The organism is Thioclava sp. F28-4 (assembly GCF_002020045.1).
GTDB classification, from domain to species: Bacteria; Pseudomonadota; Alphaproteobacteria; order Rhodobacterales; family Rhodobacteraceae; genus Thioclava; species Thioclava sediminum.
In genome coordinates, this window is sequence record NZ_MPZQ01000007.1 from 161206 (window position 1) to 180515 (window position 19310).

At 65.0% G+C, this 19310-nt stretch carries 18 protein-coding genes and 1 tRNA gene; 16 read left to right on the plus strand and 3 right to left on the minus strand.

Annotated elements, in window-relative coordinates:
* Positions 1–74: 74 nt before the first annotated feature.
* Both BMI87_RS15725 and BMI87_RS15730 read left to right on the plus strand, forming a co-directional pair.
* The gene (locus BMI87_RS15725; RefSeq protein WP_078522560.1) at positions 75–2042 is read left to right on the plus strand and encodes a heme lyase CcmF/NrfE family subunit; all 1968 of its coding nucleotides are present in this window, start codon (positions 75–77) and stop codon (positions 2040–2042) included.
* A 3-nt stretch (positions 2043–2045) separates the two neighbouring features.
* Positions 2046–2522: a cytochrome c-type biogenesis protein gene (locus BMI87_RS15730; protein WP_146681640.1), complete on the plus strand. Its 477-nt coding sequence runs from the start codon at positions 2046–2048 to the stop codon at positions 2520–2522.
* 152 nt (positions 2523–2674) lie between these two features.
* On the opposite strand, the gene BMI87_RS15735 is transcribed toward BMI87_RS15730, so the two are convergent.
* Together BMI87_RS15735 and BMI87_RS15740 are read right to left on the minus strand one after the other, a co-directional pair.
* A complete protein-coding gene (locus BMI87_RS15735; protein WP_078522562.1) occupies positions 2675–4129 on the minus strand; it encodes an NAD-dependent succinate-semialdehyde dehydrogenase in 1455 nt (484 codons plus the stop codon).
* Position 4130: 1 nt separating this feature from the next.
* Positions 4131–5405 carry a 4-aminobutyrate--2-oxoglutarate transaminase gene (locus BMI87_RS15740; protein WP_078522563.1) on the minus strand — a complete coding sequence of 425 codons (1275 nt, stop codon included), beginning with the start codon at positions 5403–5405 and terminating at the stop codon, positions 4131–4133.
* Between the two features lie 158 nt (positions 5406–5563).
* Between BMI87_RS15740 and BMI87_RS15745 the strand changes: the two genes are divergently transcribed.
* The gene (locus BMI87_RS15745) at positions 5564–6148 is read left to right on the plus strand and encodes a cupin domain-containing protein (protein WP_078522564.1); all 585 of its coding nucleotides are present in this window, start codon (positions 5564–5566) and stop codon (positions 6146–6148) included.
* 9 nt (positions 6149–6157) lie between these two features.
* Here BMI87_RS15745 and BMI87_RS15750 read toward each other — a convergent pair whose 3' ends face one another.
* Positions 6158–7114, minus strand: a complete 957-nt coding sequence (locus BMI87_RS15750) for a LysR family transcriptional regulator (protein ID WP_078522565.1) — start codon at positions 7112–7114, stop codon at positions 6158–6160.
* Between the two features lie 155 nt (positions 7115–7269).
* Here BMI87_RS15750 and BMI87_RS15755 point away from each other — a divergent pair, with 155 nt between their 5' ends.
* From BMI87_RS15755 to BMI87_RS15815, 13 genes are all read left to right on the plus strand, one after another.
* Entirely contained in the window at positions 7270–8055 is a 786-nt protein-coding gene (locus BMI87_RS15755; protein WP_078522566.1) for an ABC transporter substrate-binding protein, read from the plus strand.
* A gap of 95 nt (positions 8056–8150) precedes the next feature.
* A complete protein-coding gene (locus BMI87_RS15760; protein WP_168175225.1) occupies positions 8151–8942 on the plus strand; it encodes a creatininase family protein in 792 nt (263 codons plus the stop codon).
* Positions 8943–8952: 10 nt separating this feature from the next.
* Positions 8953–9600: an amino acid ABC transporter permease gene (locus BMI87_RS15765; RefSeq protein ID WP_078522568.1), complete on the plus strand. Its 648-nt coding sequence runs from the start codon at positions 8953–8955 to the stop codon at positions 9598–9600.
* A gap of 65 nt (positions 9601–9665) precedes the next feature.
* Positions 9666–10322, plus strand: coding sequence for an amino acid ABC transporter permease (locus tag BMI87_RS15770; RefSeq protein ID WP_078522569.1), 657 nt, complete (start codon positions 9666–9668; stop codon positions 10320–10322).
* 16 nt (positions 10323–10338) lie between these two features.
* A complete protein-coding gene (locus BMI87_RS15775) occupies positions 10339–11109 on the plus strand; it encodes an amino acid ABC transporter ATP-binding protein (protein WP_078522570.1) in 771 nt (256 codons plus the stop codon).
* Positions 11106–12464 (plus strand): aspartate aminotransferase family protein, encoded by a 1359-nt coding sequence (locus BMI87_RS15780; protein WP_078522571.1) that lies wholly within the window; start codon positions 11106–11108, stop codon positions 12462–12464. Before BMI87_RS15775 ends, BMI87_RS15780 begins: the two co-directional genes overlap by 4 nt.
* A complete protein-coding gene (locus tag BMI87_RS15785; protein WP_078522572.1) occupies positions 12461–13153 on the plus strand; it encodes a CoA transferase subunit A in 693 nt (230 codons plus the stop codon). Before BMI87_RS15780 ends, BMI87_RS15785 begins: the two co-directional genes overlap by 4 nt.
* Positions 13140–13793 carry a 3-oxoacid CoA-transferase subunit B gene (locus tag BMI87_RS15790; protein WP_246832718.1) on the plus strand — a complete coding sequence of 218 codons (654 nt, stop codon included), beginning with the start codon at positions 13140–13142 and terminating at the stop codon, positions 13791–13793. Before BMI87_RS15785 ends, BMI87_RS15790 begins: the two co-directional genes overlap by 14 nt.
* A gap of 8 nt (positions 13794–13801) precedes the next feature.
* Positions 13802–15094: an ArgE/DapE family deacylase gene (locus tag BMI87_RS15795; RefSeq protein ID WP_078522574.1), complete on the plus strand. Its 1293-nt coding sequence runs from the start codon at positions 13802–13804 to the stop codon at positions 15092–15094.
* Positions 15095–15102: 8 nt separating this feature from the next.
* The gene (locus BMI87_RS15800) at positions 15103–16278 is read left to right on the plus strand and encodes an acetyl-CoA C-acyltransferase (protein WP_078522575.1); all 1176 of its coding nucleotides are present in this window, start codon (positions 15103–15105) and stop codon (positions 16276–16278) included.
* Positions 16279–16380: 102 nt separating this feature from the next.
* Positions 16381–17157, plus strand: a complete 777-nt coding sequence (locus BMI87_RS15805; protein ID WP_078522576.1) for an enoyl-CoA hydratase-related protein — start codon at positions 16381–16383, stop codon at positions 17155–17157.
* 51 nt (positions 17158–17208) lie between these two features.
* Positions 17209–17290: transfer RNA gene (locus tag BMI87_RS15810), tRNA-Leu, on the plus strand.
* Between the two features lie 128 nt (positions 17291–17418).
* The gene (locus BMI87_RS15815; protein WP_078522577.1) at positions 17419–19200 is read left to right on the plus strand and encodes an ABC transporter transmembrane domain-containing protein; all 1782 of its coding nucleotides are present in this window, start codon (positions 17419–17421) and stop codon (positions 19198–19200) included.
* Positions 19201–19310: the final 110 nt, after the last annotated feature.

Here is a 19310-nt window from a genome sequence, read left to right on the forward strand (position 1 = left end):
GACATCGGCGCGCATCCTCCTTGGCCCGAAGGCCGTATATCTCTATGCTCTCGCCCCGCGACAGGAGGAGTCCCATGATCAATGAACTCGGGCATTTTGCCCTGATTCTCGCCTTTGCGGTGGCCATCGTGCAGGCCATCGTGCCCATCGTCGGCGCGCAAAAAGGCTGGCGCGGCTGGATGGCGGTCGGCGAACCCGCCGCGACAGCGCAGTTTTTGCTCATTGCGGTGAGCTTCGCGGCGCTGACCCACGCCTTCGTCGTGTCGGACTTCTCGCTGAAGCTGGTCTGGGCGAATTCCCATACCGACAAGCCGATGCTCTACAAGATCACCGGCGTGTGGGGGAATCACGAAGGCTCGATGCTTCTGTGGGTGTTGATCCTGTCGCTCTTCGGGGCGGCGGCGGCCGTGTTCGGTGGCGCTCTGCCGCCGCGGCTGCGCGCCCGCGTGCTGAGCGTTCAGGCCTGGATCGGCGTGGCCTTCCTCGGCTTCATCATCTTCACCTCCAACCCGTTCCTGCGTCTCGCGGAGCCGCCGTTCAACGGCGAGGGGATGAACCCGCTGCTGCAGGACCCGGGGCTCGCCTTCCACCCGCCCTTCCTCTATCTCGGCTATGTCGGCCTCTCGATGTCGTTCTCCTTTGCGGTGGCGGCGCTGATCGAGGGCCGGGTCGACGCGACCTGGGCGCGCTGGGTGCGCCCGTGGACGCTGGCGGCCTGGATCTTCCTGACCATCGGCATCGCGCTGGGCTCGTGGTGGGCCTATTACGAGCTTGGCTGGGGCGGCTTCTGGTTCTGGGACCCGGTCGAGAACGCCTCCTTCATGCCGTGGCTTCTGGCCGCCGCGCTGCTGCACTCTGCCATCGTGGTCGAGAAGCGCGAGGCGCTGAAATCGTGGACCATCCTTCTGTCGATCATGGCCTTCGGTTTCTCGCTGATCGGCACCTTCATCGTGCGTTCGGGCGTGATCACCTCGGTGCATAGCTTCGCGTCGGACCCGCAGCGCGGCATCTTCATCCTCGGCATTCTCGCGCTCTTCGTGGGCGGGGCGCTGACGCTCTATGCGTTCCGCGCCACCTCGATGCAGGCCAAGGGCGTGTTCTCGATGCTGTCGCGGGAAACCGCGCTGGTGATCAACAACATCCTGCTGGCCGTCGCGGCGCTCGTGGTCTTCGTAGGCACGGTCTGGCCGCTGGTCGCGGAGATGTTCTTTGGCCGCAAGCTGTCGGTCGGCGCGCCGTTCTTCGATCAGGCTTTCACCCCGTTCATGGTGATCCTCGCCCTGATCCTGCCGATCGGCGCGATGATGCCATGGAAACGCGCGCGTCTCGGTCGCGTGGTGAAGCCGCTGATCCCGGCATTCGTGCTGGCGCTGGCCGTGGGCGGCCTCGCCTGGGCTGTCGAGAGCGGCAATTCGTTGCTCGCCCTCGTCGCGGTGTTCCTGGGCAGCTGGCTTGTCTTCGGGGCTATGACCGAGCTGTGGCAGCGTTCGGCTCGCAATTTCGGACGCCTCAAGCGCCTGCCGCGCGCTGATTGGGGCAAGGCCACCGCGCATGCGGGCCTCGGCATCACCTTCATCGGGATCGGTCTCCTGACCGCGGGCCAGATCGAGGATATCCGCGTCGCCAAGGTCGGCGAGCCCTTCACTGTGGACGGTTACCAGATCACGCTTCAGAAGGTCGAACAGGTCAAAGGTCCGAACTACACCTCCTCCACCGGCACGATGACGGTCGAGAAAGACGGCAAGCTGATCGGCACCATGCATCCCGAGAAGCGCGTCTATCCGGTGCAGCGGATGCCGACGACCGAAGCCGCGATCCACACCACGCCACTGGGCGATATCTACCTCGTGCTCGGCGATCCGCAGGATCAGGGTGGCTACGCGGTGCGTACCTATATCAAGCCCTTCGCGGACTGGATCTGGGCGGGCGCGATCATCATGGCGTTGGGTGGGCTTCTGAGCCTGTCGGATCGCCGCTACCGTGTGGCAGCGGGGGCGCGCAAATCGCGTGCCGCCCCGTCGCAAGCGTCTCCGGCGGAGTAAATGATGCTCAGGAAAACCTTCTTTGCCTTGGCGTTGATGCTTTCGGCGCTCCTCTCGATCGGGCCTGCGCTTGCGGTGCAGCCCGACGAGATCCTGAAGGACCCGGCGCTCGAGGCGCGGGCGCGCGAAATCTCCAAGGTGCTGCGCTGCCCGGTCTGTCAGGGCGAGAATATTGACGACTCCAATGCCGAAGTGTCGCGGGATCTGCGGCTGCTTGTGCGCGAGCGCTTGCAGGCGGGCGACACCAATAGCCAGGTGATCGACTACATTACTGCGCGCTACGGCGAATATGTCCTGTTCGAGCCGGAGAAGCGCGGGGCGAACCTGCTGCTTTGGTATCTCGGCCCGGGGGTTTTGATCGTCGCGCTGATCGGCGGGTTCTTCTATGTCCGCTCGCGCCGCTCCGCGTCCGAGGGTCCGGCTCAGCCCGATCTCTCCGAGGACGAGCGCAAGCGGCTGAATGAGTTGATGGGGGAGTAGGGGGCTTTCCTGCCCTCGCTCGAGCCTTCCCTCCAGAGGGAAAAGCAGGGCGCGCTCCGGGCGCAGGCGCTCTTCAGTCCTCTAAAAATAAAAGAAGCGGCGGGAAAGCCCGCCGCTTCTCTATTCTCGCCCTGATGTCTCAGGTTCAGCGCTTACTCGATCCCGCCGAGGCACATGTATTTCAGCTCGGTGAAATCCTCGATCCCATATTTCGAGCCTTCGCGGCCGACGCCGGATTGCTTGATGCCGCCGAACGGGGCGACCTCGGTCGAAATCAGTCCGGTGTTCACGCCGACGATGCCGGTTTCCATCGCTTCGGCCACACGCCAGACACGGGCGAGGTCGTTGGCGTAGAAATAGCCCGCCAGCCCGAATTCGGTCGCGTTGGCCATCTCGATCGCTTCGGCCTCGGTCTCGAAGCGGATCAGCGGGGCGAGCGGCCCAAAGGTCTCCTCGCGCGCGACCCGCATCTGCTGCGTCACGCCGGTCAGCAGCGTCGGCTCGAAGAAGGTGCGCCCGAGGTTCGAGCGATGCCCGCCCGCAGCCACCTGCGCGCCCTTTTCGGTCGCGTCGGAGATATGCGCCTCGACTTTGGCCAGCGCGTCCGCGTTGATGAGCGGCCCGGTGGTCACGCCCGGCTCGAAGCCGTTGCCGGGGCGCAGCGTCGCAAGCCGCGCGGCCAGCTTCTCGGCGAAGGCGTCATAGACCCCGGCCTGCACGTAGATCCGGTTCGCGCAGACGCAGGTCTGCCCGTTATTGCGGAACTTCGCGATCATGGCGCCTTCGACCGCCGCATCGAGATCGGCATCGTCGAAGACGAGGAACGGGGCGTTGCCGCCGAGTTCCAGGCTGATCTTCTTCACCGTCTCCGCCCCTTGGCGCATCAGGATCTTGCCCACGCGGGTGGAGCCCGTGAAGGTGATCTTGGCGACCTTGGGGTTGGCGCAGAGCTCTTCGCCCATGCCCGCCGCATCGACGCCGGGGATGATGTTGAAGACACCCGCCGGGATGCCCGCGCGCTCGGCCAGCACCGCCATCGCGAGGGCCGAGAGCGGCGTCAGCTCGGAGGGACGTCCGACGAAGGTGCAGCCCGCGGCCAGCGCCGGGGCCAGCTTGCGCGCGATCATCGCGTTGGGGAAGTTCCACGGCGTGATCGAGCCCACCACGCCCACGGGCTGGCGGATCACGAGGATGCGCTTGTCGCGCTGGTGGCCGGGAATCACGTCGCCATAGACGCGCTTGGCCTCTTCGGCGAACCATTCGAGGAAGCTTGCGCCATAGGCGATCTCGCCCGTGGCCTCGGCCAGCGGCTTGCCCATCTCGGCGGTCAGGATCGCGGCGAGGTCGTCCTGATTTTCCATCATCAGGTCGTGGAAGCGGCGCAGGTAGCCCGCGCGCTCCTTGCCGGTGAGCGCAGCCCAGTCCGGTTTCGCGGCATGGGCGGCCTCGATCGCGGCGCGCGTGGCGTCCACGTCGAGATCGGCCACCTCGGCGACGGTTTCGCCGGTCGCAGGATCCTGCACGGCGAAGCGCTTCGTGCCCTCGATCCACTCGCCGTTCACATAGGCGCGGGTCTCCAGCAGGCTCGGGTCGTTCAGCTTGAGCATATCAGCCCTCCTTCGCGGCGGTCATCGCCTCTTCGAGGATGTCGAGCGCCTTGGCCATCTGGTCGTCGGGGATGGTGATCGGCGCGAGGAAGCGGATCACGTTGCCATAGACGCCGCAGGTCAGCAGCAGCAGGCCGCGGTTGAGCGCTTCGACACGGATGCGCTGGGTCAGGGCTGCATCGGGCTTGCCGTCCGACATCAGCTCGACCGCGACCATGAAGCCGGGGCCGCGGATTTCGGCGATCTCGGGCATGTTGGCGCGGATCGCCTCCAGACGCTGCTTGAGACGCGAGCCGAGCTCGTTCGCGCGGGCGCAGAGGTCTTCCTCCTCGATCACGTCGAGCACCGCGTTCCCGGCAGCGATTCCCAGCGGGTTGCCGCCATAGGTGCCGCCCAGACCGCCCGGGTTCGCCGCGTCCATGATTTCGGCGCGACCGGTCACCGCCGCGATCGGAAGACCGCCGCCCAGACCTTTCGCCATCGTGGTGACGTCGGCCGCCACGTCGTAGGCGTCCATGGCGAACAGCGTGCCGGTGCGCGCGAAGCCGGTCTGCACCTCGTCGGCGATCATCACGATGCCATGCTCGTCGCAGAAGGCGCGCAGGCGTTTCACGAAATCATGCGGGGCGGGGTTGAAGCCGCCTTCGCCCTGCACGGGCTCGAAGATCACCGCGGCGAGGCGCGTTGGGTCGAGATCGGTTTTGAACAGGCTCTCCATCGCGGCGAAGCTGTCCTCGGTCGACACGCCATGCAGCGCGTTCGGGAAGGGGACGTGGAACACGTCGGGCATCATCGCCCCGAAGCCCGCCTTGTAGGGCGCGACCTTACCGGTGAGCGTCATCGTCATGAAGGTCCGGCCGTGGAAGCCGCCGCTGAACGCGATGACCGCGTTGCGGCCCGTGTAGGCGCGGGCGATCTTGATCGCGTTCTCGACGGATTCAGCTCCGGTGGTGACGAAGATCGACTTCTTGTCGAAATTGCCCGGCACCTTTTCGTTAAGCCGCTCGGCGAGGCGCACATAGGGCTCGTAGGGCATCACCTGATGGCAGGTATGGGTGAAGGCATCGAGTTGGGCTTTCACCGCCTCGATGACTTTCGGGTGGCGGTGGCCGGTGTTCACCACTGCGATCCCGGCGGCGAAATCGATCAGCTCGCGGCCATCGGCATCGGTGACGGTGGCGTTCTCGGCGGAGACGGCGAAGTTCTGGGTCTGCACACCCACGCCCCGGGCAAGGGCGGCGGCGCGGCGGGTTTCGAGGTCGGCATTGCTGGACATGGGCACTCCTCAGGGGCTGGAGAATCACGGAATGATGTGACGCTAGTGTTTAACGGATAGCTGTGCAATGTTTAGTTTGTTAAACGCATGGCGAAGGTGCGCGCGCTGGAATTCCGCCCGGTCGCACTCTAGAACAGGCACAGGACAGGAGGCTTGCGGTGAGCGAATTCGACGTGGGCGGACGGCTTCGGGCGATCCGCGAGGACAAGGGATTGTCGCAGCGCGAGCTGGCGCAGCGGTCGGGCGTGACCAACGGGCTGGTTTCGCTGATCGAGCGGAACAAGACCTCTCCCTCGATCACCTCGCTGCGCAAGATCCTCGAAATCCTCGAGACCACGCTGGCGGAGTTCTTCGACAGCGATACGCCCTCCGAGCCCGGCAAGTTCGTGTTCCGTCATTCCGAGCTCACCGAGATCAACCCGGGCCGGATCTACCGCTCGGGCGGCGCGGCGCTCGATGCGCTCTCGCTCAAGCGGGCGGGTAAGTCGGGGCAGACCAACATTCTGCTGCTCTACGAGACCTATGAGCCCGGCGCCGATACCGGGGCGGAGGCCTATGCCCATGAGGGCGAGGAGGGCGGTTTCGTCATCGAGGGCGAGTTGCTGCTGACGGTGGGCGAGACCACCGAGCTTCTGCGCGCGGGCGATGCCTACCTGTTCGACAGCCGCCTGCCGCACCGGTTCCGGAACGTGGCCAAGGCGCGTTGCGTGGTGGTCTCGGCGGCGACCCCGCCGACCTTCTGAGACGCGCGCTCAGTAATAGGTCCGCTCTTTCAGGTCGCTCTCGGCCATCATTTTTTCGCAGGCCGCGAGGAAGGCGGCTTCCGCGCTCGACTGCTTTCGCTGCCGATTGGTGAGCAGGTAGATATTCACCATCGGCAACCCGTCATAGGGCGGCAACTGGCGTAGCCGACCCGACTCGACGTCGCGATGCGCGACGTGCAGCGGCAGCGCCCCGATCCCGATGCCGGCCACGATCATCCGGCGCAGCTCGTGCAGGTTCGACGACACCCCGCGCCAGCTCGGGGCGAGCTTGGCCCGCGCACGCAGCAGCGAAACCGGGTGAAGCGGGCCGTCCTCGGTCTCGGTCTGGAACGACACCGAGGTCTCGCCTTCGATCTCGGCGAGGGTGATGTCCTCGCGGTCGAAAAGGGGATGGCGCGTGCCGCAGAACAATCCGAAATACTCGCGGTAGAGCACCTGCGCGCGGAGGTTCTCGGGCGTCTTGTGAAGCAGGCAAATCCCCAGGCTCGCCCGATTCTGTTGCACCCGGTTCACCACTTCCTCGCTCTCGGCCACCGTCATCGAGAAGGTCACCTTCGAATGTTCGGTGGCGAAATCATGCAGCACCGCGTCGTAGTGATCCGAGATCACATGCGAGGTCGTCGTGATCGCGATATGGCCACGCAGCTCCTCCGCGCCAGTCTCCAGTAGGGAAGGGATCTGCGATACCGCGCCGAAGATCTGGGCGCATTCCTGATAGAGCAGGTTGCCCGCCCTAGTGACCTTGAATTCATTGGGTTTTCGGATGATCAGCTCGTGGCCGGTGCGTTCCTCCAGCCGCTTGAGCGCGGCCGAAATCGTGGGTTGTTTGAGCCCCAGAAGATAGGCCGCCCGGGAGATGCCCCGCTGCTCCACCACCACCATGAAGGTGCGCAGAAGGTTCCAGTCGAGATGCCAGGGGAAACGTTGTTCGTAGGGCTTGACCATAGCCTAGATCTATATTGAAGATTTCTATTATTTATTTGCGCAATGGCGGTCGCCATGCAAGCGTTTCCGTCAACGAGGCTCTGGAAGGGGCGCTCGCCGTGGCGGGACGCGCCGGAAACAAGGCCGCCCGCAGTCATGACCAACAGGAGAAATCCATGACCAACCGCAGAACCGTTCTCAAAACCATCCTCGGGGCTGGCTCGCTCGCCGCGACCGGCATTTCGCTGCCCAGCCTCGCCGCGGCTGACGAGCTGGAGAGCCTCAAGGACAAGGGCGTGATCCGGATCGCCATGTCGGGCGCCTACCCGCCCTTCAACTTCATCAACGATTCGAACGAGGTCGTGGGCTTCGACCCGGCCATCGGCGAGGAGATCGCCAAGCGCATGGGGCTGAAGACCGAGATCGTGACGACCGCGTGGGACGGGATCATCGGCGGTCTGCTGGCCAACAAATACGACGCCATCGTCGGCTCGATGTCGATCACGCCCGAGCGCGAGAAGGTCGTCGATTTCGTCGGTCCGTATTACACGACGAAGCGCGCGATCTTCGTGCTGCCCGACAGCCCGATCAAATCCGTTGCCGATCTGAAGGACGTCACCGTCGGCGTGACGCTGGGCGAAACGCACGAAGAGTGGGCGCGTGAGCAAGGCTATGACGTGAAGACCTACAAAGGTCTGCCCGAGCTGATCCTCGAGCTTCAGAACGGTCGTGTCGACGCGATCATCAACGACTCGATCGCGGCGATCCTCGCGATGAAGAAGAACGATTACAAATACCGCATTCTCGACGATCTGAAGACCGACGCGATCGGTGCGGGCATCGCCATCCGCAAGGGCAATCCCGAGCTGAAAGACGCGATGCAGAAGGCGCTCGATTCCATGATGGAAGACGGCACCTATGAGAAAATCGCGATGAAGTGGATCGGCGCTGACATCCGCTGATCGGCGCGATCCAAGGAATGGTGGGCAGTCCGTCGTCTGACGGCTGCCCCGCCACACCCCAAACTTCGATGGATTCCCGAAAGGACACCGAACGGATGACCGCCGACTATGGAAAGCTGACTTGGGAGCAGGTCCGTGACGCGGATAAGGATCGTGTGGTGATCCTGAATGTTTCTGCAACGGAAGATCACGGGCCGCATATGCCGCTCGATACCGATACGGTTCTGGGAATGGCGGTGGCTAATGGCGTTGCCGAAGCCGCGCCCGACGAAGTTTTCGTCATGCCCGCGATCCCCTATGGCTTCAACGAGCATCACAAGGACTTTCCGGGGGTCATCTGGATTCAGCCGGAGACGCTGATCAATTTCGTCTGCGACGTGACGGAGTCCCTCGCGCATCACGGCTTCCGCCGGATCCTGCTGCTGAACTCGCACGGGTCGAACCACCCGATCCTCGATCTCGCTGCGCGCAAGACGGTCATCCGCACCGGCATCATCTGTGTTTCGGCGTCCTATTGGAACTTGTGCAGCGACCGAATTCAGGGCCTGCGCAAATCCGAAGTGGGCGGCATTGCCCATGCCGGAGAATTCGAAGCTGCGATGTACAAGCATCTGCACCCCGAGCTTGTCGATCTCGACAAGGCCGAGTGTCAGAACCTGCACGATCCCGACACCAAATTCTTCAATCTCGATTTGGCGGCCGGTGGTGGCAAGGCGATGCTGATGCGCTGGTGGTCCTCAGTCTCGCCGGACGGCACGATGGGGGATCCAACCGTCGCCGATGCCGAGACGGGCAGGGCGTTCCTAGAAGCGGCAATCGAAGAGACGACAGCGCTCGTGCGCGAGATACGCGCGCTGCCCATCCTGTCCCGCCGCGATCATCATTAAGGGGAATGCCGTGGATATCGAACTAATCCTCAAGGTCTATCCGTACTTCCTGAAAGCTGCCGTGATCACGGTCGAACTTTCGGTTCTGACCATCGTGCTGGGGCTCATCTGCGGGGCACTTGGCGCAGCATCCCGGCTTTCGCGCTTTGCCATCCTGCGCTTCATCGGGGCGGCCTATGTCAGCTTCTTTCGTGGCACGCCCGCGCTGATCCAGCTGTTCCTGCTCTATTTCGGCGGCCCGCAGATCGGCATCCAGCTCGATGCCTTTCAGGCCGGTGTGATCGGTCTGGGCGTCAATATCGGGGCCTACATGACCGAGACGATGCGCGGGGCTATCGTCGCGGTCGACCGGGGCCAGACCGAGGCCGCCCGGACGCTGGGTCTGTCGAAGGCGCAGGCGTTCCGAAAGGTGACGCTGCCGCAGGCGCTGCGGCTGATGATCCGCCCGCTCGGCGTGAATATCAACGCACAGATCAAGGGCACGGCGCTCGTCTCCGCGATCTCGGTGGTGGAGCTGACCTATACCGCGCAACGCTACATCGGTTCGACCTACAAGCCGTTCGAGATGTTTTTCCTCGCGGGGGTTCTCTACCTCATCATCATCACCGCGGTGGGTAAGGGCGTGTCGTTCCTCGACCGCAAGGTGCGCATCCAATGAGCCGTGCATCCGCCCCCCTTTCCCTTTCCCTTTCCCTTTCCCGCCCGCAAGAGAAGGAGTGAGCCATGGGTCTCGATTTCTCCGTCATCCCGCCTTTCTACGGCACGCTCTTGCTGGGTGTCCTGTGGACCATCGCCATCACCGCCGCGTCGGCCCTGCTGAGCTTCTTCGGGGGTATCCTGCTCGCGGTGATCGCGCTTTATGCGCCAGCCATCATCCGCCTGCCGGTACGCTTCATCGCCTGGCTCTTCATGGGCACGCCGCTGCTGCTGCAACTCTTCCTGATCTATTTCGGGCTGGTGCAGATCGGCATCGACCTTCCGGCCTTCGTGGCAGGTGTGATCGGCCTCGGCTTCCACTTCGCCGTCTATAACTCCGAGCTGATCCAGACCGCGATGCTCGCGGTGGACAAAGGTCAGATGGAGGCCGCACGGACGCTGGGCCTGTCGCGCAGACAGGCGCTCGTCAAGGTCGTGGTGCCGCAGGCGGTGCGCGACGTGCTGCCGCCCATCGGCAACAACATGATCGCGCTGCTGAAAGACTCGGCGCTGGTCTCGGTGATCGGGGTGTCGGAACTGACGCTCTCGGCGCAGCGCGCCATCGGCCAGACCTACCGCGCCTTCGAGTTCTACGCGGCAGCTGCCGTCCTCTACTACATCATCAATCTCGGCATGGAGGCGGTGATCCGCTGGTTCGAGAACCGCAACCGCCTCTATCGCTGATCCGGGAGATATCGACATGACAGAGACAAAATCCTTCGTCGAAATCCGTCACGCCCAGAAATCCTACGGCACGCTGGAAGTGCTCAAGGACATCTCGCTCAACGTGGAGCGTGGCCAGATCGTCGCGATCATCGGGCCCTCTGGCTCGGGCAAATCCACGCTGCTGCGCGCCATCAACGATCTCGATCCGCTCACCGGCGGCGAGGTCTGGCTCGACGGGGTGCAGGTCAACAAGAACCTGCCGCACAATCAGTATGAGAAGCACATCAACCAGATGCGTCAGGACATCGGCATGGTGTTCCAGCACTTCAATCTGTTCCCGCATCTCAGCGTTCGGGACAACGTGACGATGGCGCCGAAGCTGCTGAAGAAGATCTCCGACAAGGAGGCCAACAAGCTCGCCGAGGAGCAGCTCGATCACGTCGGCATGCTGGAGCGGATCGACTATTACCCGGCGCAGCTTTCGGGCGGTCAGAAGCAGCGTGTGGCCATTGCCCGCGCGCTCGCGATGAAGCCGAAGCTGATGCTGTTCGACGAAGCCACCTCGGCGCTCGATCCCGAGCTGGTCGAAGAGGTGAACCTGGTCATGAAGAAGCTCGCGCAAGAGCACATGACCATGATCATCGTCACCCACGAGATGGATTTCGCCGCCTCGGTCTGCGATCGCGTGCTGTTCATGGACAAGGGCGTCGTGGTCGAGGAGGGCCCGCCCGAGCAGGTCTTCAAGAACCCGACCCAGGAACGGACCCGGAATTTCCTGCGCAAACATCTCGAAGGTGCAAAATGACGACTGAAAAGTCTCACCTGTTCTACCAGTCGCGCCAGCCGCGGCCTTTCCTCGAACGCTCCGAGGGAATCTACCACTACGACGAGAACGGGAAACGCTACATCGACGGTTCATCGGGGGCGATGGTCTCGAATATCGGCCATTCCAATCCGCGCGTGCTGGAGAAGATGAAGGCGCAGATGGACCGTTCGACCTTCGGCTACCGGCTGCATTTCCGCACGCACCCCTCCGAGGATCTCGCCGCACGGGTCGCTGCGCGGATGCCCGAAGGTCTCGACAAGGTGTTCTTCGTTTCCGGCGGTTCCGAGGCGGTCGAGACCGCGATCAAGCTCGCGCGGCAATATGCGGTCACGCAAGGCGAGGAGAGCCGTTACAAGGTGATCTCGCGGCTGCCCTCTTATCACGGCGCGACGATGGGTTCGCTGAGCGTGACCGGCAGCCCGCTCTTCACCGGGAAATTCGCGCCGATGTTCACGGAGATGCCGAAGATACCGGCGCCGACCTGCTACCTCGACCGCGACAACCTCACCGAGGAAGAACGCGGCATCAAATATGCCGAGATGCTGCGCGAGAAGATCGAGGCGGAGGGCCCCGAGACGGTGCTCGCCTTCCTGATGGAGCCGGTGGGCGGGGCCTCGACCGGCGCGCTCGTGGCGCCTGACAGCTATTACACCCGCGTGGCCGAGATCTGCCAAGAATACGGCATCCTGCTGATCTATGACGAGGTGATGACCGGGTCCGGGCGCACCGGCAAGTTCCTCGCCGCCGAGCATTGGGGGATCACCCCCGACATCGTCGCGCTCTCGAAAGGGTTCGGGGCGGGCTACGCGCCGCTTGGCGCGGTGGTCGCGCGCAACGACATGGTCGAGGCGCTGCTCGACGCGGGCGGCTTCCTGCACGGCTTCACCTATGCGGGCAACCCGCTGGCCTGCGCGGCCGGTCTCGCAGTGCTCGACGAGATGGAAGAGCAGGACCTGATCGGCAATGCCGCGCGGATGGGCGATGTTCTCAAGGCTCGGCTGACCGGTCTGATGGACCGCTATCCCTTCATCGGCGACGTGCGCGGCAAAGGCCTGCTGCTGGCCTTCGAGCTGGTCTCGGACCGCGACACGATGGAGGTTCTGCCGAAAGAGTGGAACGCCCATACCGAGCTGGTCGAACTGGCCTATGAGCGCGGTCTCATCATCTATTCGCGTCGCACGCGGGGCGGCTACGAGGGCGACCATTTCCTCGTCTGCCCGCCGCTGATCGTGACCGAGGCGCAGATCGACGAGATCATGGCGATCCTCACCGACGCGCTCGATACCTTCGCCGCCAATCACGACCTGCCGGTGGTCGAGGAGGTCAGCGCATGAAGCTGCCCGACAAATCCATCGCGATGGAAGAGGTAGTGGCGCAGATCCCCGACGGCGCCACGGTGCTGGTGGGCGGCTTCGGCGTGCCCGGCACCCCCTTCGCGCTGCTGCGCGAGTTGGCCCGTCAGGGGCAGCGCGACCTCGTGCTGGTCAAGAACGACGCCAACGAGGCGGGCATGGGCATCGACCACCTGATCGCTGGCGGTCAGGTGCGCAAGCTGATCGTCACCCATCTCGGGCTCAACGCCAACGCCATCGCGGCGATGAACGAGGGCCGTATGGAGGTCGAGTTCTGCGCGCAGGGCATCCTCGCCGAGCGTATCCGTGCCGGGGGCGCGGGGCTGGGCGCGATCCTCACCGATATCGGCATCGACACCGAATTGGCGCAGGGCAAGCAGGTGGTCGAGATGAATGGCCGCCCGATGCTGGTCGAACCGGCTCTGCGCGGCGACGTGGCGCTGGTCCATGCCGCGCGCGCCGATTGCTTCGGCAACCTCGCCTATGCCGCCACCGCGCGCAATTTCAACCCGCTCATGGCGATGGCCGCGACCCGCGTGATCGCCGAGACCGAAGAGCTTCTGCCGCTGGGCGGGCTCGATCCGGACGCGGCCGAGAGCCCCGGTGCCTTCATCGACCACGTCGTGAAGCTCGACGAGATTTCCGAGGAGTATGGCATTGTCAGACGCTAGATCCCGCATGGTGGCCCGTGCCGCGCGCGAAATCGCGCCCGGCATGGTCGTGAACCTGGGCATCGGCCTGCCCACAAAGGTGGTCAACCATCTGCCCGCCGACTTCCCCGTCTGCTTGCATTCGGAAAACGGGCTGACCGGGATCGGGCCGACGCTGCCGCCCGAGCGCGCCGACCGCAACCTGATCGACGCGGGCGGGGCCTATGTCTCGACGATCCCCGGCTCGGCCTTTTTCGACAGCGCGGTAAGCTTCGCGCTGGTGCGCTCGGGGCGGCTCGACCTGACGCTGCTGGGCGCCTTCGAGGTCGCGCAGAACGGCGATCTGGCGAACTGGAAGATCCCGGGCAAGTTCTCGCCCGGCGCGGGCGGCGCGATCGAACTGGCGCAGAAGGCGCGCCGCGTCGTCGTGATGACCACCCATTGCGACCGCAAGGGCAACCCGAAACTGCTCGAGACCTGCTCGCTGCCGCTGACCGCAAAGGGGCGGGTGGCGCGGATCTATACCGACATGGCGGTCGTGGACGTGACCGCGCAGGGCTTCGCGCTGGTCGAACTGGCCGAGGGCATTTCCGAGGCGGAGATCCGCGAGGCGACCGGCGCGCCCCTTGCGCTGCCGCAAGGCGACATTCCCAGATTCTGAGGCACCACATGGATACCGAGCTGAAAACCCGCATCCTCTCGGCGGTCGACGCCGCATTCGACGACGAGACCGCGTTTCTCTCCGAGCTGACCTCGCACCCGTCCACCCGTGGGCAGGAGCAGAGCGCGCAGGACTTCATGGCCGCCGCTCTCGATGAGCGCGGCTACGAGGTGGATCGCTGGCAGATCGACGTCGACAAAATCCGCGACATGCCGGGCTTCTCGCCGGTGATGGGCGATTACGAGGACGCGGTGAACGTGGTGGGCACCCATCGCAGCCAATCGCAAAAGGGCCGCTCGCTCATCCTCAACGGTCACATCGACGTGGTGCCTGCAGGTCCTCTGGACATGTGGGACGCGCCGCCCTTCGAGCCGCATGTCGCCGATGGCTGGCTTTATGGGCGCGGTGCGGGCGACATGAAGGCGGGGCTGGTGTCGAACCTCTTCGCGCTCGATGCGCTGCGCAAGGCGGGCTTCGCCCCCGGCGCGGATGTGTTCTTCCAATCCGTCGTTGAAGAGGAATGCACCGGCAACGGCGCGCTGGCCTGCCTTGAGCGCGGCTACCGCGCCGACGCCGCGCTGATCCCCGAACCGTTCGAGGAAAAACTGGTGGGCGCACAGCTCGGCGTGGTTTGGGCGCAGGTGCACCTGAAAGGCCTGCCCACGCATGTGGCCTATGCTGGCACTGGCGCGAACGCCATCGAGGCCGCGATCCCGCTGATCGAGGCGCTGCACGGGCTGGAAGAACGCTGGAACGCGCCGGGCTGCCGGCATTCCGACTTCGGTCATGTCCATCACCCGATCAACCTCAATATCGGCAAGATTCAGGGGGGCGACTGGGCGTCCTCCGTTCCCGCCTGGTGCATCTTCGACATGCGCATCGCGATTTATCCGGGTCAGGACATCGCCGCCGCACGTGCCGAGATCACCGAGACCATCATGGATGCCGCGCGCTCCAACGCTTTCCTGAAGAACTCGCTGCCCGAGATCGTCTGGCACGGCTTCATGGCCGAGGGCTACGCGCTTTCCGACGACCACTCCGCCACCGCGAAGGCCGCGATCGGAGCCCTCGAAGGGGCGCATCGCAGCGTCAACGAGAGCGATCTCGACCGCGTGGCGATCACCGCGACCACCGATGCCCGCTTCTTCGGGCTCTATGCCGACACGCCCGCGCTGGTCTACGGGCCGCGCGCCGAGGCGATCCACGGCTTCAACGAGCGCGTCGAGCTGGAAAGCATCCGTCGCATCACCCAGAGCACCGCCCTGTTCATCGCGGACTGGTGCGGGCTCGAAACCATCTGAGGAATCCCATGCGCGACGCTGTCATCGTCTCAACCGCCCGCACGCCCATCGGCAAGGCCTATCGCGGGGCGTTCAACAATCTCGAAGGCCCGGCGCTGGCCGCCCATGCCGTGCGCGCGGCCGTCTCCCGTGCCGGGCTTGAGGGCGGCGAGATCGCCGATGCGATCTTCGGCTCGGCCCTCACGCAGGGCTCCACCGGCGTCAATGTCGCGCGCCATCTCGCGCAGGCTTCGGGTCTGCCCGATAGCGTGGCGGGCGTCACGCTGGACCGGCAATGCGCCTCGGGGCTCAACGCCATCGCGGCGGCGGCCCATGGCGTGATGACGGGCGAGATGGACGTGGCGCTTGCGGGCGGGCTCGACTCGATCTCGCTGGTGCAGAACGAGCATTGGAACGGCTATCGCTATCGCAGCCCCGGTGTGCCCGACGCCTATTACATGTCGATGATCGAGACGGCGGAGGTCGTGGCCGAGCGCTATGGCGTGACCCGCGAAGCGCAGGACAGCTACGCGTTGCAAAGCCAGATGCGCACCGCCGCCGCGCAGGAGGCGGGGCGTTTTGACGCCGAGATCGTGCCGGTCGAGGCGGTGAAGCTGGTGAAGGACAAGGCCACGGGCGAGGTCTCGGAGCAGTCGGTGCGGCTGGAGCGCGACGAGTGTAACCGTCCGCAGACCACGCTGGAGGGGCTTCAAGGGCTCAAGCCGGTGCTGGGCCCCGATAAATGCGTGACCGCAGGCAATGCGAGCCAGCTCTCCGACGGCGCGTCCGCCTGCGTGGTAATGTCTGCCGAGGAAGCCGCGCGGCGCGGGCTGGAGCCTCTGGGTGCGTTCCGGGGCATGGCGGTTGCGGGCTGTGCGCCCGACGAGATGGGCATCGGCCCGGTCTTCGCGATCCCGCGCCTGTTGGAGCGCGCGGGGCTCTCCATCGAGGATATCGATCTGTGGGAGATCAACGAGGCCTTCGCCTCGCAGCTTCTCTATTGCCGCGACCGGCTGGGCATTCCCGACGACAAGCTCAACGTCAATGGCGGCGCGATCTCGATCGGCCACCCCTATGGCATGTCGGGTGCGCGCATGGCGGGCCATATCCTGCTGGAAGGCAAGCGCCGCGGCGCGCGCTATGGCGTCGTGTCGATGTGCATCGGCGGCGGGCAGGGGGCTGCGGGCCTGTTCGAGATCTTCTGAAGAAAACGAGGCGGGCGTCCTTCGTGACGCCCCGTTCCGCTTTCCCTTCGCGTGACCCGCGTTATCGTGGGCGCGCGACAAAGAGGGAGGCGCGTTTTCCAGATGGTGTTCAAGGTTATCCGGTACGAGGTCGAAGAGCAGGTCGCGGTGATCACGCTCAACCGGCCCGATGTGATGAACGCGCTCAACGCGCAGATGCGCGCGGAAATCCTCGAGGCGGTGAAACGCGCCGAGGATGAGGCACGGGTGATCGTGCTGACCGGCGCGGGGCGCGCTTTCTGTTCGGGGCAGGATCTGGGCGACGGGGTCGCGGCGGCCGGGCTCGATCTGGAGCGGGTGCTGCGCGACGAATACGAGCCGATGCTCAAGGCGATCTATGAGAGCCCGCTGCCGGTGGTCTCCGCGGTGAACGGGCCTGCGGCAGGGGCGGGGGCGAACCTCGCGCTGGCCGCCGACGTGGTGATTGCCTCGGAAACGGCGAGCTTCATTCAGGCCTTCACGCGGATTGGGCTGATGCCGGATGCGGGCGGCACCTATTGGCTGCCGCGTCAGGTGGGCTTTGCCCGCGCGATGGGCATGGCGCTGTTCGCCGACAAGATCTCGGCCCGGCAGGCGGCCGATTGGGGCATGATCTGGGAGGCGATCGCCGAGGTCGATTTCGACCATCACTGGCGCGCCCGTGCGGCGCATCTGGCCAATGGCCCGACGGCGGCCTATCGCGCGGTGAAGCGGTCGCTGCGCGAGGGCTACAGCAATGATCTGTCGACCCAGCTGGAGCTGGAGGCGGAGCTGCAGGGCAACCTCGGCCAGAGCCACGATTTCCGCGAAGGCGTGACCGCGTTCCTCGAGAAGCGCGCGCCGAAATTCGAGGGGCGCTGAGCGCCTCGCGGCCTTGCCAAGCCGCCGCGCCCGCGCTAGCCAGAGCGCGCTGCGGGCGTGGCGAAATGGTAGACGCACGGGACTTAAAATCCCTTGGGCATTGCCCGTGCCGGTTCGAGTCCGGCCGCCCGTAGCCTTTTCGGCGAAAATGTGAGCTATCGTGAGGCCGTCCGGGCATGGGCGTGCCGCGGGCTTGGCCAATCGAGGCTTGCCCGCTGACCTCCCGCCCCCTAAACCCTTGAACCAAGCAAGGGAGATTTCATGGCTCGCAGACCGACGGGACCGGCCGATGACCGGCCGAAGACGAAGAAGATCGGCGCGCTCAAGGGGCTCGGCCCCTTCATCGCACCTTACAAGGGACTTGCCTTCGGGGCGTTGCTGGCGCTGATCGCCACCGCTTCGATCTCGCTGATCCTGCCGCTCGCGGTGCGCCGCGTGGTGGACGGGTTCCAGAAAGGCGCGGCGCTGCTCGATCAGTATTTCTTCGCGGCTCTGGTCATCGCCGGGCTGCTCGCGCTCGGGACGGGCCTGCGTTACTACCTCGTCACGCGCTTCGGCGAACGGGTCGTGGCCGATATCCGCAAGGCGGTGTTCGACCGGGTGATCTCGATGAGCCCGGCCTTCTTCGAACGGATCCTGACGGGCGAAATCATCTCGCGCATCACCACCGACACGACGCTGATCCTGTCGGTGATTGGCTCGTCGGTCTCGGTGGCGCTGCGTAATGTGCTGATCCTGATCGGCGGGTTGATCATGTTGATGTTCACCTCGGCCAAGCTGACCGGGCTGGTGCTGCTGGTCGTGCCGGTGGTCGTTGTTCCGATCGTGGTTCTGGGCCGTCGCCTGCGGGTGCTGGGCCGAGAGAACCAGGACTGGATCGCGAATTCGTCGGGCTCGGCCTCGGAGTCGCTTCTGGCCGCGCAGACCGTGCAGGCCTTCACCCATGAGGCGATCACCCGCGAGAAATTCTCCGACGTCACCGAGAAAGCTTACCAGTCCGCCAAGAAGCGGATCGGTACGCGCGCGGTGATGACTGTGATCGTGATCTTCCTCGTCTTCGCAGGCGTCGTGGGCGTCCTGTGGATCGGCGCGCGCGACGTGCGCGGCGGCGAGATGAGCGTGGGCGAATTGGTGCAGTTCGTGATCTACGCGGTGATGGTGGCGGGCTCTGTCGGCGCGCTGTCGGAAATCTGGTCCGAATTGCAGCGGGCCGCAGGCGCGACCGAGCGTCTGGTGGAACTGCTGCAAAGCGAGGATTCGGTGAAGGACCCCGCGCATCCGGTGCCGCTGCCGATGCCCGCAACCGGCGCGATCCGCTTCGAGGATGTGAGCTTCCATTACCCGTCGCGGCCGCAGGCCTCGGCGCTCGATCATGTCGATCTCGACATCGCGCCGGGCGAAACGGTGGCGCTGGTCGGCCCGTCGGGCGCGGGCAAGACGACCGTCGTGCAGCTGATCCAGCGGTTCTGGGACCCCGAGACCGGCAAGGTGACAATCGATGGCTACGACCTGCGCGACATGGCGCGGCACGATTTCCGTCAGGCGATCGCGCTGGTGCCGCAGGATCCGGTCGTCTTCGCAGCCTCGGCGCGCGAAAACATCCGTTTCGGTCGCCCCGATGCGAGCGATCGCGAAGTCGAAGAAGCCGCGCGCGCGGCCCATGCCTATGACTTCCTCGAAGCGCTACCCGAAGGGTTCGACACCTATGTCGGCGAGCGCGGCGTGATGCTGTCGGGCGGTCAGAAGCAGCGGATCGCGATTGCGCGCGCGATCCTGCGCGACGCGCCGATCCTGCTTCTGGACGAGGCGACCTCGGCACTCGACGCAGCCTCTGAACGCGAGGTGCAGGCGGCCGTCGATCAGCTCGCCAAGACCCGCACCACGGTGATCGTGGCGCACCGTCTGGCCACCGTGAAGAAGGCCGACCGGATCGTCGTCTTCGAGGACGGCAAGATCGTCGCGCAAGGCACGCATGACAGCCTCGTCTCCGAAGACGGTCTTTATGCCGAACTCGCGAGGCTGCAATTCACCGAAGGGGCGTGACGGGGCGTTCGCGCCTTTTCACCTTGAACCCGGACGCTTGTTTCCCCACGTCAGAATTTGCGTGACGTGACGTTTTGGCGGCGGCGTAACTCTTGCCGTGGCGGGCGCTT

Coding starts and splice junctions, on each gene's coding strand:
- BMI87_RS15725 (WP_078522560.1), top strand. CDS start 75: ATGATCAATGAACTCGGGCATTTTGCCCTGATTCTCGCCTTTGCGGTG.
- BMI87_RS15730 (WP_146681640.1), top strand. CDS start 2,046: ATGCTCAGGAAAACCTTCTTTGCCTTGGCGTTGATGCTTTCGGCGCTC.
- BMI87_RS15735 (WP_078522562.1), bottom strand. CDS start 4,129: ATGCTCAAGCTGAACGACCCGAGCCTGCTGGAGACCCGCGCCTATGTG.
- BMI87_RS15740 (WP_078522563.1), bottom strand. CDS start 5,405: ATGTCCAGCAATGCCGACCTCGAAACCCGCCGCGCCGCCGCCCTTGCC.
- BMI87_RS15750 (WP_078522565.1), bottom strand. CDS start 7,114: ATGGTCAAGCCCTACGAACAACGTTTCCCCTGGCATCTCGACTGGAAC.
- BMI87_RS15755 (WP_078522566.1), top strand. CDS start 7,270: ATGACCAACCGCAGAACCGTTCTCAAAACCATCCTCGGGGCTGGCTCG.
- BMI87_RS15760 (WP_168175225.1), top strand. CDS start 8,151: ATGACCGCCGACTATGGAAAGCTGACTTGGGAGCAGGTCCGTGACGCG.
- BMI87_RS15770 (WP_078522569.1), top strand. CDS start 9,666: ATGGGTCTCGATTTCTCCGTCATCCCGCCTTTCTACGGCACGCTCTTG.
- BMI87_RS15775 (WP_078522570.1), top strand. CDS start 10,339: ATGACAGAGACAAAATCCTTCGTCGAAATCCGTCACGCCCAGAAATCC.
- BMI87_RS15780 (WP_078522571.1), top strand. CDS start 11,106: ATGACGACTGAAAAGTCTCACCTGTTCTACCAGTCGCGCCAGCCGCGG.
- BMI87_RS15785 (WP_078522572.1), top strand. CDS start 12,461: ATGAAGCTGCCCGACAAATCCATCGCGATGGAAGAGGTAGTGGCGCAG.
- BMI87_RS15795 (WP_078522574.1), top strand. CDS start 13,802: ATGGATACCGAGCTGAAAACCCGCATCCTCTCGGCGGTCGACGCCGCA.
- BMI87_RS15800 (WP_078522575.1), top strand. CDS start 15,103: ATGCGCGACGCTGTCATCGTCTCAACCGCCCGCACGCCCATCGGCAAG.
- BMI87_RS15805 (WP_078522576.1), top strand. CDS start 16,381: ATGGTGTTCAAGGTTATCCGGTACGAGGTCGAAGAGCAGGTCGCGGTG.
- BMI87_RS15815 (WP_078522577.1), top strand. CDS start 17,419: ATGGCTCGCAGACCGACGGGACCGGCCGATGACCGGCCGAAGACGAAG.